This is a genomic window from Thioalkalivibrio sp. ALE21 (assembly GCF_003208255.1).
GTDB classification, from domain to species: Bacteria; Pseudomonadota; Gammaproteobacteria; order Ectothiorhodospirales; family Ectothiorhodospiraceae; genus Thioalkalivibrio; species Thioalkalivibrio halophilus.
On record NZ_QKMA01000017.1, the window covers coordinates 1 to 14,600 of the forward strand.

General features: G+C 68.8%; 12 protein-coding genes and 1 pseudogene. 12 read left to right on the forward strand and 1 reads right to left on the reverse strand.

The window, feature by feature from the left end; genetic code table 11:
- Positions 1-302 (forward strand): annotated as a pseudogene (locus D893_RS11550) (GTP 3',8-cyclase MoaA); the annotation flags it as partial.
- A 1-nt stretch (position 303) separates the two neighbouring features.
- On the opposite strand, the gene D893_RS11555 reads toward D893_RS11550, so the two are convergent.
- The gene (locus tag D893_RS11555; protein WP_110619876.1) at positions 304-1,671 is read right to left on the reverse strand and encodes an NAD-dependent succinate-semialdehyde dehydrogenase; all 1,368 of its coding nucleotides are present in this window, start codon (positions 1,669-1,671) and stop codon (positions 304-306) included.
- A 116-nt stretch (positions 1,672-1,787) separates the two neighbouring features.
- On the opposite strand from D893_RS11555, the gene D893_RS11560 reads away from it, so the two are divergent.
- The 11 genes from D893_RS11560 to D893_RS11605 all read left to right on the forward strand — a co-directional run bounded on the left by D893_RS11560 (position 1,788) and on the right by D893_RS11605 (position 14,534).
- Positions 1,788-2,741: a complex I NDUFA9 subunit family protein gene (locus tag D893_RS11560; RefSeq protein WP_110619877.1), complete on the forward strand. Its 954-nt coding sequence runs from the start codon at positions 1,788-1,790 to the stop codon at positions 2,739-2,741.
- A gap of 16 nt (positions 2,742-2,757) precedes the next feature.
- Entirely contained in the window at positions 2,758-3,981 is a 1,224-nt protein-coding gene (locus D893_RS11565) for a multifunctional CCA addition/repair protein (RefSeq protein ID WP_110619878.1), read from the forward strand.
- Between the two features lie 73 nt (positions 3,982-4,054).
- Entirely contained in the window at positions 4,055-4,711 is a 657-nt protein-coding gene (locus tag D893_RS11570) for a protein-L-isoaspartate O-methyltransferase (RefSeq protein WP_018947105.1), read from the forward strand.
- Positions 4,712-4,803: 92 nt separating this feature from the next.
- A complete protein-coding gene (locus tag D893_RS11575) occupies positions 4,804-6,201 on the forward strand; it encodes a TolC family outer membrane protein (protein ID WP_018947106.1) in 1,398 nt (465 codons plus the stop codon).
- Positions 6,201-6,782 (forward strand): isochorismatase family protein, encoded by a 582-nt coding sequence (locus tag D893_RS11580; protein WP_018947107.1) that lies wholly within the window; start codon positions 6,201-6,203, stop codon positions 6,780-6,782. The genes D893_RS11575 and D893_RS11580 overlap by 1 nt, the downstream gene beginning before the upstream one ends.
- Before the next feature lie 3 nt (positions 6,783-6,785).
- On the forward strand, positions 6,786-6,932 hold the full coding sequence (locus D893_RS13840) for a hypothetical protein (RefSeq protein WP_018947108.1): 147 nt from the start codon (positions 6,786-6,788) through the stop codon (positions 6,930-6,932).
- 15 nt (positions 6,933-6,947) lie between these two features.
- Positions 6,948-7,799, forward strand: a complete 852-nt coding sequence (locus tag D893_RS11585; RefSeq protein ID WP_018869054.1) for a hypothetical protein — start codon at positions 6,948-6,950, stop codon at positions 7,797-7,799.
- Entirely contained in the window at positions 7,799-8,869 is a 1,071-nt protein-coding gene (locus D893_RS11590) for a homoserine O-succinyltransferase (RefSeq protein WP_018947109.1), read from the forward strand. Before D893_RS11585 ends, D893_RS11590 begins: the two co-directional genes overlap by 1 nt.
- Before the next feature lie 163 nt (positions 8,870-9,032).
- Positions 9,033-10,367 carry an MFS transporter gene (locus tag D893_RS11595; RefSeq protein ID WP_110619879.1) on the forward strand — a complete coding sequence of 445 codons (1,335 nt, stop codon included), beginning with the start codon at positions 9,033-9,035 and terminating at the stop codon, positions 10,365-10,367.
- Between the two features lie 19 nt (positions 10,368-10,386).
- A complete protein-coding gene (locus D893_RS11600; RefSeq protein ID WP_018947111.1) occupies positions 10,387-12,306 on the forward strand; it encodes an ATP-binding cassette domain-containing protein in 1,920 nt (639 codons plus the stop codon).
- A 212-nt stretch (positions 12,307-12,518) separates the two neighbouring features.
- The gene (locus tag D893_RS11605; protein ID WP_110619880.1) at positions 12,519-14,534 is read left to right on the forward strand and encodes a methyl-accepting chemotaxis protein; all 2,016 of its coding nucleotides are present in this window, start codon (positions 12,519-12,521) and stop codon (positions 14,532-14,534) included.
- Positions 14,535-14,600 lie beyond the last annotated feature (66 nt).

The window sequence follows — 14,600 nt, forward strand, 5'->3', positions numbered from 1 at the left end:
GCGGCGGCCCGGCGCGCTATGTGCAGGTGGCGGGCACGGACATCCGCATCGGCTTCATCACGCCGATCTCGCAGCACTTCTGCGACACCTGCAACCGCGTGCGGCTGTCGGTGGACGGCACCATCCATACCTGTCTGGGCAACGAGCACAGCCTGGCGCTGCGCCCGCGGCTGCGTGACGGCTGCAGCGATGCCGAGCTGGAAGAGGCAATCCTCGAGGCGATCGCGCTGAAGCCCGAGCGCCACGAATTCAACGAGCGCCCGGAGAAGGTCATGCGCTTCATGTCCATGACCGGGGGGTGAGTCAGGCCACCCAGATCGTCTTGGCATTCACGAACTCGCGGATCCCCAGATCGGCCAGTTCGCGCCCGTAGCCGGAATCCTTTACCCCGCCGAAAGGCAGGCGCGGGTCGCTCTTCACCACCGCATTGACGAACGCACAGCCGCATTCCAGCTGGCGCGCCATCGCCTCGCCGCGGGCGCGGTCAGCGGTCCACACCGACCCGCCCAGACCGAAGCGCGAGCGGTTGGCCAGCTCCACCGCCGCCGCGGCATCCGCAGCCCGCGTAATCGCGGCGACCGGCCCGAAGGTCTCCTCGTCGAACGCCGCCATCCCCGGCTCCACGTGATCCAGCACGGTCGGCGCATAGTAGAAGCCTTCGCCCTCCAGCGGCTCACCCCCGGTGCGGCACACCGCGCCGGCCGCGACACTGCGCTGCACCTGATCGTGCAGCTCGTCGCGCAGATCGCCGCGCGCAAGCGGGCCCAGATCCGTCCCGTCTTCCATCGGATCACCCGTGCAAAGGTCCGTCACCGCCCGGCTCAGGCGGTCCGCAAAGGCCTCGGCGATCGAATCCTCGACGATGAACCGCTTGGCCGCGATGCAGGTCTCGCCGTTGTTCTGGAACCGCCCGCGCAGGGCCTCGCGCACCACGGTGTCCAGGTCCGCGTCATGCAGGACGATGAAGGCGTCCGAACCGCCCAGCTCCAGCACCGAGGTCTTCAGGGCCTTGCCCGCGGCCGCACCCACCGCACGCCCGGCACGCTCCGAACCCGTCAGACTCACGCCCTGCACCCGCGGATCGGCGATCAGATCCTCGACCGCATCGGAGCCCACCGGCAGATTGCGGAAGCCCCCCTCGGGGAACCCCGCTGCACGGAACACCTCCTCCAGCGCCTGTGCGCAGCCGGGCACATTGGAGGCATGCTTGAGCAGCACGGTGTTGCCGGCCAGGGTCGCCGGAATGGCCTGGCGGAAGGCCTGCCAGTAAGGAAAATTCCAGGGCATGACCAGCAGCACGGTGCCCAGCGGCTGCCAGGCCACGTACGAGCGGGCCGCCTCGGTGGCCACCGGCACGTCCAGGAGGAAGCCCGGCCCGTGCTCGGCGTAGTATTCGCAGGCCACCGCGCACTTCTCCACCTCGGCCAGAGCCTCGACCCGCCGCTTGCCCATCTCGCGGGTCGCGGTCACCGCCAGCTCCTCCTGGCGCCCGCGCAGGACAGCGGCCAGCTGGCGCAGCAGGGCGGCCCGTTCATGCACCGGCTTCAGAGCCCAGGCCGTGCGCGCGTCCACCGCGCCCTGCAGCGCGGCTTCCACGCCGGCGGCATCCATCCGCGGGTAATTCGCCAGCACCTTGCCGGTGGCCGGATTGATGGCAGTCAGTTCAGTCATCTTCGGGCCTCTCTCTCGGGACTCGCCGGGCCAGCGCCCGCCCGGGTGGATTGATCACGCGCCCACAGCCGAGTATAAGACGCACACATCCGTATTCGGTAAGGGCCTTCGCAATCATGTCGAATCTCTCGATCCGCAATGTCTGCCTGCTGGGCGGAACGGGCTTCGTCGGGCACCACATCGTGGCGCGGCTAATCGACCGTGGAGTGAATGTACGCGTGGTCACGCGCCATCCGCACCGTCACCGCGAGCTCATGGTGAACCCCGAGGTGGACCTGATCGCCGGCAATCTCCACGAGCCGGAAGAACTCGACCGCGTCCTGCGCGACCAGGATGCCGTGATCAACCTGGTCGGGATCCTCAACGAGCGGGGGCATGACGGCTCCGGTTTCCGCCGCGCCCATGCCGAACTGACGGAAAAGGCCCTGGCCGCCGCCGAACGCCAGGGCGTGCGCCGCTTTCTGCAGATGAGCGCGCTGAAGGCCGACATGCCGGACCCGCCCAGCCACTACCTGCGGACCAAGGGCGAGGCCGAACAGGCGGTGTTCGCAACCACGGCATTCCCGGTCACGGTGTTCCGCCCGTCGGTGATCTTCGGCCCGGAGGACAGCTTCCTCAACCGCTTCGCCACGCTGCTGCGCTTCTCGCCGGTGATGCCGCTGGCCCGCGCCGAAGCACGCTTCGCCCCGGTGTTCGTGGGCGACGTGGCCGACCACTTCGCCGAGGCACTGAACGATCCGAAGACCTTCGGCCAGGGATTCGAGCTGTGCGGCCCAAGGGAGTACAGCCTGGGCGAACTGGTGCGCTACGTCGGCCGGGTCTCCGGTCACCGGCGTCCGGTCATTGGCCTGCCGGACTGGGCGGGCCGCCTGCAGGCGAACGTGCTGGAGCACGTGCCGGGCAAGCCGCTGTCGCGCGACAACCTCGCCTCGCTGTCGATCGACAGCGTATGCACCGGGCAGACCCTGCACTGTCCCACCCGGCTGGAGAGCATCGCACCCACCTATCTGGGCAAGGGCGGCCGCGAGGCGCGCATGCAGAAACTGCGCACCAGCTACGAGCGCGACTGAGGCGCCCGCCACCGGGATGCACATCTATCTGGTCGGTGGCGCGGTCCGCGACCGGCTCCTGGGCCGCCCGGTCAACGAACGCGATTACGTAGTGGTCGGCGCCACGCCCGAGGCCATGGAAGCGGCCGGCTATCGCGCCGTGGGGCGCGACTTTCCGGTGTTCCTCCATCCGCGGACCCAGGAGGAATACGCCCTCGCCCGGACCGAGCGCAAGACCGCGCGCGGCTACCACGGCTTCCAGTTCAACGCCGCCCCCGATGTCCCGCTGGAACAGGACCTGGAACGGCGCGACCTCACCATCAACGCCATGGCCGAGGACGACGGCGGCGAGGTGATCGACCCCTTCGGCGGCCGCAATGACTTGGAAAACCGTACCCTGCGGCACGTCTCCCCGGCGTTCGCCGAAGACCCGGTACGCCTGCTGCGTCTGGCACGCTTCGCCGCCCAGCTGGCCCCCTGGGGGTTCGAGATCGCCGACGAGACCCGCGCCCTGCTGCGCGAGCTGGTCGCCTCGGGGGAGGTCGACGCCCTGGTTCCGGAACGCGTCTGGGCCGAGTGCGAAAAAGCCCTGGCCAGCCCCGCTCCGCGCCGGTTCATCGAGGTGCTGCGCGAATGCGGCGCGCTGACGGTGCTGCTGCCGGAACTGGAACACCTGTTCGGCGTACCGCAGCCGGCGAAATACCACCCCGAGGTCGACACCGGCGTACACACCCTGATGGTGCTGGACCAGGCCACGCGCCTGAGCGACGCGCCCGAGGTCCGCTTCGCGGCGCTGACCCATGATCTGGGCAAGGCGGACACCCCGGAGGACATCCTGCCCGCGCACCACGGGCACGAGGAACGCAGCGTCACCCACATCAAGGCGCTCGCCGAACGCCTGCGCATTCCCCGGCGCTACCGCGACCTCGCGATCCGCGTAGCGCGTCATCACGGCCTCGCGCATCGCCTGTTCGAACTGCGCCCGAAGACCGTGATGAAACTGATCGAGGGCCTGGATGCCCTGCGCCGCCCGGAGAACGTCGAGCCCTTCCTGCTGGCGGTCGAGGCCGACTTCCGCGGGCGCACCGGCTGGGAGGAGCGCCCCTACCCCCAGGCCGACGCCCTGCGCCGCGCCGTGGAGGCCGCCGCGGCCGTCAGCCCGCAACCCCTGATCGAGGCCGGATACCAGGGCCCGCAGCTGGGCGAGGCCCTGCGCCGCGAGCGCATCCGCGCGATCGCCGAAGCCCTGGAAGGGCACTGAACCCGGCCCCACTTGCCTGCAACGCGCAGCGGCCGTACTCTTCACGGTTCGTTGCCGCACAGAGGATCCCGCAATGGATTTCGCCAAGGCCCGGATGAACATGGTGGAACAGCAGGTACGCCCCTGGGACGTACTCGACATGCGCGTACTGGGGGTCATGGAGACGCTGCCGCGCGAGCGCTTCATGCCCGAACCCTACCAGGCCCTGGCCTATGCCGACACGGAGATCCCCCTCGGTCACGGCGAGGAAACCCTGCCGCCGCGCGTGATCGGGCGCATGCTGCAGGCCGTGGCGGCCAGGCCCACCGATACCGTGCTGGAGATCGGCACCGGGTCCGGCTATGCCACCGCCTGCCTGGCGCGCATGGGCGCCCATGTCGACAGCGTGGAACGCCACGACGACCTGCGCCTGGCCGCGCGCAACCGCCTGCACGACCTGAACATCACCAACGCGGCGCCGCGCACCGGGACGGTGACCCCCGAATGGCGTCCGCCGCGGGAGCGCTATGACGTCATCGCCGTCAACGGCGCCATGACCGAATACAACGACTTCCTGGAACAATTCCTGGCGCTGGGCGGCCGCCTGTTCGTGGTGACCGGGGAGCCTCCGATCATGGAGGCGCTGCTGGTGACCCGGACCACCGAGGACAACACCCTCCACGAGCAGCTGTTCGAGACCCGCGTGCCGCCGCTGGCCGGCTTCGAACCGCAACCGGCCTTCGAATTCTAGGCCACCGAAAGCCCTGTCCGTCCCGAGCCCGTCCGCCACTGGCGGCGGGCTTTGCTAGTATGTAAAGCCTCGCCTGTCCGGATCGAATCGCCATGAAACGACTGCACCCCCTGCTCGCCGCCGCCGGTCTCGCCCTGTTCACGGCCGCCCCCGCCCAGGGCGCGAGTCTGATGGAAGTCTACGAACAGGCCGCGCGCGAGGATGCCGAACTGCAGATCGCCGAGGCGGAATACCGCAGTGCCCTGCAGAACCGTCCGATGGCGCGCTCGGCTCTGCTCCCGCAGCTGACCGGCGAGATCGAGGGCGGGGCCTTCTACAACAACCCGGACGGGCGCGACAGCATCGACGGGCGGCAGAGCAGTTTCGCCCTGCGTCTGGAACAGAGCCTCTACGACCGGCGCAACTACATCGAGCTGAGTCAGGCGGACCTGGAAATCGCCCGGGCCGAAGCCGAACTCGACGGCGCCCGCCAGGACCTGATGCTGCGGGTGTCCGAGGCCTATTTTGACGTGCTCGTGGCCCAGGAAGGCCTGGAATTCAGCATCGCCGAACTGGAGGCCATCGAGCGCCAGCTGGAGCAGACCGAACGCCGCTTCGACGTCGGCCTGATCGCCAGCACCGACGTAAAGGAAGCCCGCGCCCAGCGCGACCTGGCCGAGGCCCAGCGCATCGCCGCCGAAAACGAACTGGACGTGGCCCGCGAACAGCTGGCCTTGATCACCAACCGCTACTGGGACGAACTCGATACCCTCACCCCCGAGGCCGAACTCCAGCTGCCGCAGCCGCGGGATGCCGAGGCGTGGGTGCAGCGTGCCCTGGAAAACAACCTGGAGCTGGCCGCCCAGCGCCTCGCCACCGAGACCGCACGCGAACAGATCCAGCGCCAGCGGGCCGAAGGGCAGCCGCGCGTGGGCCTCAGCGCCTCGGTCTCGGAAAACCGCTACCACGGCATAGACGGCAGTGGTGACACGGATATCGACTTCACTGCGGCCGGATTCAACGCCCAACAGGCACGGGCGCTCGAAGGCCTGGCCGGCGCCGGCGGCAGCCAGTTCGAGGATGGCCGGGAGGCGCAGATCGGCATCCGTCTGGAGATCCCGCTGTACACCGGCGGCCGGGTGACCGCCCTGACCCGTCAGGCGCGCGAGGACTTCCAGGCCGCGCAGCAGGGGCAGACGCAGGTCGAGCGCATGACCCGGCGCGACACCCGCAACGCCTATCTCGCCTCGGTGGCCACCGAATCCCGCGTGCGCGCACTGAACCAGGCACTGGAATCGACCCAGGCGGCGTTCGAGGCCGCCGAGGCCGGGTTCGAGGTCGGAACCCGCACCCAGGTGGACGTGCTCCTCGCCCTGCGCGAGGTATTCGGCGCCGAGCGCGACTTCGCCGAGGCGCGTTACGACTTCCTCGCCAACACCCTGCGCCTGGAACGGGCGGCGGGACAGCTCACCGAGGAAGACCTGGAATCCATCGACGCCATGCTGGACTGATGAGCACCGCCGCGCGGGCCCGCTGCGAGCGCTCCGACCGCTCGCCGCTGCTGCTGGTCGACCTGCAGGAGCGGCTGATGGCGGCGATGCCGGAAACCGATCGTGAACGCACCGTGCGCAACGCCGGCCGGCTGGTGGAAGCCGCGCGCCAGCTGGGTATTCCGGTGGAGGTGTCGCGCCAGTATCCGCAGGGGCTGGGCGACACCGTTGAACCACTGCACTCCGCGCTCGAGGATCTCGGCGATCTGGCCACGGTGACCGACAAGACCGCCTTCTCCTGCTGCGGCGAGGCGGCCCTGGAACAGCGCCTGGCGGGTTGCCACAGCGTGGTCATCGGCGGCGCCGAGACCCACGTGTGCGTGACCCAGACCGCGCTGGACCTGCTGGATGCCGGGGTCACGGTGTTCGTGGCGAGCGACACGGTCTGCTCGCGCAACCCCGAGCTGCGCGTCAACGGCCTCGAGCGTCTGCGCGCGGCGGGGGCGATCATCACCAACCACGAGTCCGTGCTGTTCGAATGGCTCGGCGATGCCCGCGCCGCCGAGTTCAAGTCGGTCAGCCAGTTGCTGCGGGAGGTCTGACACATGCGCGTCGTCGGCAATCTCCTGCTGGGGATCTGGCTGGTCCTGTATGGCCTGCGCGGCCTGCTCGGCCTGCAGTTTCAGTACGATCACTACGTCATGAGCGCCCTGGCACTGATCGCCGGCGTGCTCTTCATCCTGCGCCGATAGAGAGACTCCGATCGCATGCGCCTGACACCGGACGAATACCGCGAACTGGACGGCCGCCGCATCACCCTGCTGGGGATGTCGGGTGTCGGCAAGACGCGGCTGTCCAACATGCTGCGCCAGGAGGACTGGTTTCATTACTCCGGCGACTATCGCATCGGCACGCGCTACCTGAACGAACCGATCCTGGACAACATCAAGTCCCAGGCGATGCAGGTCCCGTTCCTGCGCGAGCTGCTGCGTTCGGACTCCATCCAGATCATCAACAACATCACGGTCGACAACCTGCATCCGGTCTCCAGCTTCCTCGGAAAGCTGGGCAACCCGGAGCTGGGCGGGCTGCCGCTGACCGAGTTCAAGCGCCGGCAGGCCCTGCACCACGAGGCCGAGGTGCAGGCAATGCTGGACGTGCCGGACTTCATCCACAAGGCGCGCACCCTGTTCGGTTACCCGCATTTCGTGAACGATGCCGGCGGATCGGTGTGCGAGCTGGACAGCCCCGGCGTGCTCGAGACCCTGGCCGAACACACCATCATCCTCTATATCCAGGCCACGGACGAGGACGAGCGGGAGCTGATCGAACGCGCCGAGGCCAACCCCAAGCCGCTGTACTACCGCGAGGCCTTCCTCGACCAGCAGCTGGCCGAATACATGCGCATCGAGGAACTGGAGTACGTCGCCCAGATCGACCCCAATGCCTTCGTGCGCTGGGTCTTCTCGCGCCTGTTCCGGGCGCGGCTGCCGCGCTACGAGCAGATCGCCGAAACCTGGGGCTATACCGTCAGCACCACCGAGGTGGCCCGGGTGCGCAACGCGGCCGACTTTGACGAGCTGGTCTGCATGGCCCTGGAACGCGAGAGGCGACTGTAATGCCCCTGGTTGCACATTCCGGACTCCCCACCTTCGAACGCCTGCGCAGCGAGGGCGAATCCGTTCTGCCGAACGATTTCGCCCGCCAGCAGGAGATTCGCGCGCTGCACATCGGGCTGCTGAACATGATGCCGGATGCCGCGCTGGCGGCCACCGAGCGTCAGTTCTTTCGCCTGATCGGCGAGAGCAACCAGATCGCGCAGTTCTACATCCATCCGTTCACGTTGCCGCAGCTCAAGCGCGGCCGGAAGGGGCGCGAGCACGTCGAGAACTACTACGAGGATTTCGAGCAGCTCAAGGAAGAAGGCCTGGACGCGCTGATCATCACCGGGGCCAATGTGACCCAGCCCGATCTGGCCCTGGAGCCGTTCTGGGAGCCGCTCGCCGAGGTCGTGGACTGGGCCTGGGACAACGTGACCTCCACGCTCTGCTCCTGTCTGGCGACCCATGCGGTGCTGCAGTCGCACTACGGCGAGCACCGCCAGCACATGGGCGAGAAGCTCTGGGGGGTGTTCCCGCACCGGGTGGTCGACCGCAGACACCCGCTGGTGACCGGGGTGAACACCCGCTTCGACGTACCGCATTCGCGCTACAACAAGGTCACCCGCGATCAGTTCGAGCACCACGGGCTGCGCGTTCTGGTCGAGAGCGAAGAAGCCGGCATCCACCTGGGCGCCTCGCCGGACGGCTTCCGCATGGTCTTCTTTCAGGGCCACCCGGAGTACGACTCGATCAGCCTGCTCAAGGAATACAAGCGCGAAGTGGTGCGCTACATCGAGGGCGACCGCAAGGCCTATCCGCCACTGCCGGAGAACTACCTGATGCCGCAGGCGGCCGCGATCCTCGATGAACACCGCGAGCACGTGGAGGCGGCGCTGGAACACTGCACCGAGATCCCGGCCCTGCCCGAGGCCCTGCTGCTGGACCGCCTGGACAACACCTGGCACGACACCGCGCTGGCGGTCATCAACAACTGGCTGGGCAATGTCTACCAGCTGACCAACCTCGACCGCCGCAAGCCCTTCCGCGACAGCGTCGACCCCGACGACCCGCTGGCCGGGCGGCGCTGAGCGCGGACACCGCCCGGGAGATTGCCGGGGGATTGCCGCAGGAGGCCAGCCCTCTGGCCGATTTCCCTGGGCCATCCCCCGGGCCATCCCTCCGGCCGATTCCCCCGGGACCAACGCCGGCATGCCCGACATCCGGGAGGGTTGATACAAGACAGGAGGCCCGATGGCCGAAACCGATCGCGCGAAACGCCGGCGTCCCCTCGTCAGCCTGTACGAGACTATCGCCGGGGACGAGGACGCCCGTGCCTGCAAGGACATCCCCGAGGGGGCCTGCAACGCGCAGCCACGCAATTTCCTCGTCCACCTGGTCGCCAACACCCTGTCCAAGATCGGCGACGAACTGGCCTCCGCGCGCCTGGTCCTGGCATGGCTGCTGAGCGCGCTGGGGGCACCGGCCACGTTTGCCGGCTTCCTGGTCCCCATCCGCGAATCGGGCTCCCTGCTGCCACAGCTGTTCGTGGCCGCCTCGATCCGCCGCCGCGCCATCCGCAAGGGGTTCTGGGTGCTGGGCAGCGCGCTCTCCGGTATCGCGGTCGCGGGCATGGCCATCACCGCCCTGACCCTGGAAGGAGCAGCCGCGGGTTGGGCGATCATCGCGCTGCTGATCGTGTTCGCCCTGTCGCGCGGCATCAACTCGGTAGCGTCCAAGGACGTGCTCGGCAAGACCATCGCCAAGCAGCGCCGCGGCACGGTGATGGGCTACGCCGCCTCGGCTGCCGGCTTCTTCACCCTCGCCCTGGGCGGGTACCTGACGCTGGCCAGCCTGGACGATGCCGGTGTCGGCCTGTTCGTGGCCCTGCTGGCGGCCTCGGCCGGCGCCTGGTGGATCGCGGCGGCGGTGTTCGCCCGCCTGCACGAGGATCCGGGTGCCACCGAAGGGGGCGTCAACGGGTTCGGCGAGGCCCTGCGCTCGCTGCGCCTGCTGTGGAGCGATCGTGCCTTTGGTCACTTCGTGCTGACCCGGGCGCTGCTGATGAGCACCGCGCTGGCGCTGCCGTTCTACGTGCTGCTGGCCGAGGATGCGACCGAGGGGGCGCTGGCGACCCTGGGCCTGCTGATCCTCGCCAGCGGGCTCGCCTCCGCGCTCAGTGCGCCGGTGTGGGGCCGGATGTCCGACCGTTCCTCGCGCGGGGTACTGGTGCTTTCCGGCGGGCTGGCGACGCTGCTGGGCTTCGTGGTCGCCCTGGGCAGCTGGTTCGCCCCGGCCGCCTCCGGCCTGCTGGACACGGGCTGGGTGCATGCAGTGCTGTTCTTCCTGCTGGGCATCAGCCACGCCGGCGTGCGGCTGGGGCGCAAGACCTATCTGGTCGACATGGCCACACAGGAGACCCGCGCGGCCTTCACCGCGGTCAGCAACACGGTCATTGGCGTGCTGCTGCTGGTCGGGGGCCTGTTCGGCCTGCTGGCCCAGCTGGCCGGCACCGAATTCGCCATCTTCGTACTGGCGCTGATGAGTCTGGCCGGGGCCCTGAGCGCCTGGCGCATGAAAGAGGTCTGAACATGAGAGACGCTGAACCATGGCCCTGATCACCCTGCGCGACATCCACCTGGCCTATGGCATGGCCTCGCTGCTGGACGGCACCGGCCTGAGCCTGGAGCCGGGCGAGCGGGTGGCGATCGCCGGACGCAATGGCGAGGGCAAGTCGACCCTGCTGCGCATCCTCGCCGGCGAGGTGGAACCGGATGCCGGCGACATCACCCGCCGCGACGGGCTGACCGTCGCCTGGCTGACCCAGGAGCTGCCGCCGGGCATCGAGGGGAGCGTGTTCGACGTGGTCGCCGAAGGCCTGGGCGAGTCCGGGCGGCTGCTGGAACGCTTTCACCACCTGAGCCAGGCGGCCGCCAGCGGCGACGCCGAGGCACTGGAGAAGATGGGACCGGTGCAGGCGCAGCTCGACGCGATCGACGGCTGGAGCCTGCAGAACCGGGTCGAAACGACCCTGTCGCGGCTGGAGCTGGACCCCGAGGCGGAATTCGCCACCCTGTCCGGCGGGCTCCGGCGCCGGGTCTGGCTGGCCCGCGAACTGGTGCGCGACCCCGACATCCTGCTGCTGGACGAGCCCACCAACCATCTGGACGTGGCCGCGATCCGCTGGCTCGAGGGCTTTCTGACCGGCAGCCGCATGACCGTGGTGTTCATCAGCCACGACCGCCAGTTCATGGAGAACGTGGCCACCCGCATCCTCGAACTGGACCGCGGCCAGCTGCACGAGCACCCGCCGTCCATCGCCGCATTCCGCGAGCGTCAGGCCGAACGCCTGGAGGTGGAGGCCCGGCATCAGGCGGAGTTCGACCGCAAGCTGGCGCAGGAAGAGGCCTGGATCCGCCAGGGCATCAAGGCCCGGCGCACACGCAACGAGGGCCGCGTGCGCGCATTGCAGCAGCTGCGTCAGAAACGCGCCGAACGCCGCGAACGCGCCGGGCAGGTACGCATGCAGCTGAGCCCGGAACAGCGCTCCGGCAAACGGGTGATCGAGGCCGAACACGCCAGTTTCGGGCACTCCGGCACGCCGGTGCTGCGCGACGTGAACCTGCTGCTGCAGCGCGGCGACACCCTGGGCGTGATCGGCCCCAACGGGGCCGGCAAGACCACCCTGCTGCGCGGCCTGCTGGGCGATCTTCCGCCACTGTCGGGCACGGTCAAGCTGGGGACCCAGCTGACCATCGCCTATTTCGACCAGACCCGCGCCCACCTGGATGAACAGACCACGGTGCAGGATGCCGTGGGCGAGGGCCGCGAACAGGTGACGGTCAACGGCGAAACGCGCCATGTGCTGAGCTATCTGGGGGATTTCCTGTTCCCGCCGGCACGCGCCCGCCAGCCCGTCTCCGCGCTGTCCGGCGGCGAACGCAACCGCCTGTTGCTGGCGAAGCTGTTCCTGCGCCCGGCCAACCTGCTGGTGCTCGACGAACCCACCAACGATCTCGACGTGGAGACCCTGGAGCTGCTGGAGTCGCTGCTGATCGAATACAAGGGCAGCGCCATCGTGGTCACCCACGACCGCGCGTTTCTCGACAACGTGGCCACCAGCACCCTGGTGGTGCCCGGCGATGGCAGCATCGAGGAGTTCGTCGGCGGCTGGTCGGATCTGCCGGAACGCGTGACGCGGCGTCTGATCGAGGGTGACCCGGCGCCGGACTCCGGGACCGCCGCGGACGCGGCAACCCGGGCCACGACCCGAGCCGCCCCGGCGCCCGAGCCCGCCGCTGCGGGCACGGGCTCGGGCAAGCTCTCCTACAAGGACGCCCGCGAACTGGAGGCCCTCCCGGGCCGCATCGAGGCGCTGGAGACGGAGCAGGACTCGATCAATCAGGCCCTCTGCGACCCCGGGACCCAGCGTGACGGCGAACGCGTGCGCGAACTGCAGGCACGCCTGGCCGAAGTGGAACGCGAACTGGAGGAAGCCTACCAGCGCTGGGAACAGCTGGAATCCTGAAGCCTTCGCCCGCGTCTTTCCTCCCTGAGCGCCGGGCCGAGGCATTCGCTGCCCGGCCCCGGCAACCGATGCCCGCCAACAAAATACTCAACTCAGGGGCACCTTTGCCGTAACAGCAGGAGAAACGACACGACCCGCGGGTCACCCTTTTCGTGTACGCCCGTACGCGATGGTAGCAAGCGCCCGCAGAGGCGCCGGCGGAGGAGCAACTCATGCTGGACAAGTTTTCGATCCGCGGACTGCTGACGGCCGGCTTCGGCCTGGTGGTCCTGATCCTCGTCATCAACTCGGTCATGGCCCTGCATGCGCTGCAGACCGGCGCCCGGGACGTACAGAATCTGACCGGAGAAGACTACCCGGCCGTCGCCCGGGTCAACGAAGTCCAGCAGCGGCTGCAGGAAAGCGCGGCCTTCCTGGGCTTCTACCTGATGAGCGACGAGCAGGGCCACCATGACGCCTGGCTGGAATCCATGGACGCCCTGCAGACCGCGGCACGGGAGCTCAACAACGACCCGGTGGTGGCGGCCGACCGCGACATGGCCCGCTCGGCCGAAGCGGTCCGCGAACACGTCGACCGCTTCCACGGCCACGTCGACCGTCTGACCGAACTGGCCACCGACGACGCCGCCAACATGCCCGCGCTGGACATCGCCAACCAGCGGGCCAATCCCGCGACCCGCGCCATGGCGCAGCAGGCGTCCACGATGATCGACGCCGAGAACAACCTGCCGGAGTTCCAGCGTTCCTGGGAGCGTCTGGACCAGTTCCACGACCTGCGCATGAACGCGCTGCAAATCACTTCGAACCTGCGCGGTTTCCTCGCCTTCCGCGAAGACGCCTTCGTGCAGAACGTGAATCTCTATCGCGGCCAGCTCGAAAGCATCGTGGAGGATCTCGAAGGGCAATCCGCCACCCTGGACTTCGAACAGGAAATCGCGCTGGAAGATTTCGCCGGATCGCTGGAGACCCTGCGGGGCGCACTGGACGACATCTTCGAGGTCCACGGCTCGCCCGAGGCATTCCAGGATGCCGACATGATCCGCACCGAAATCGGCCCGCTGCTGATGGAAGCCCGCGGGGAACTGGAAGGGCTCAGCGAGGCCATCACCCGGCGTGCGGAGACCCGGGCCGGCGAACTGACCACCACCATGCGCAACACGCAGGTGGCGCAGATGGTGCTGGCCATCGCCGGCATCATCCTCGGACTGGCCGGCGCGGCCATCATCATCATCACCATCCGCCGGGCCATGAACCGCTCGTCCACCGCGCTGGAGGAGATCGCCGACGGCGACGGCGACCTGACCCGCCGGCTGGAAGAGCACGGGCTCAAGGAGACCGCCGCGCTGGGGCGCGCCTTCAATCGCTTCACCGACAAGATCGCCGGCGCGGTGGGCAAGGCCCGCGGCAGCACCGAGACCCTGCGGACGGCGACCGAGAACCTGGGCCAGGAAGCCTACGGCGCCCGCGAAGCGGTGTCGCGCCAGCGCGACGAGACCGAACGGGTCGCCACGGCCATCAACGAGCTGCAGAGCAGCGCCGAGGAGATCGCCCGCAACACCGACGCCACCTCGCAGTCGGGCCAGGAGGCCGGTAACGCCGTACACCAGGGCATGGAGGTGATGGAACGCAACGTGGCCTCGATGTCCTCCCTGCTGGGCACCGTGGAACAGGCCGCCGACACGGTCTCGAACCTGGGCGAGGATTCGCGCCAGATCGGCACCATCCTCGAAGTGATCCGCGGAGTGGCCGAGCAGACCAACCTGCTGGCGCTGAACGCCGCGATCGAGGCGGCCCGCGCCGGCGAACATGGCCGCGGCTTCGCGGTGGTCGCCGACGAGGTGCGCAAGCTCGCCACCCGTACCCAGGAGTCCACCGACGAGATCGAGGGCATGATCTCGCGGCTGCAGAGCGCCACCAATAACGCGGTCTCGGTGATGAAGAAGGGCCAGGAAGAGGCCGAGACCACCATGGAGCACACCGCCGAAGTGAACGGCGCGCTGCAGCAGATCCGCCAGTCGGTGGACAACATCTCGGAGATGACGGATCAGATCGCCGTCGCGGCGCGCGAGCAGACCACGGTGGTCGAGGACATCAACCGCACCATCGTGCAGATCTCCGACGGCGCCGACCAGTCCGCCGAGACCGCCGACCGCGTCAGCGCGGCCTCCGACGAGCTCAAGCAGGTGGAAAGCGAGATCCAGCGCGCCCTGGCGCAGTTCCGTCTCTGAACGCCGGCCCCGGGGTAGCCGGGTCCGCCGCCGGGGCTGCCCGCGCGGACCCGAAACCGCTGCCCC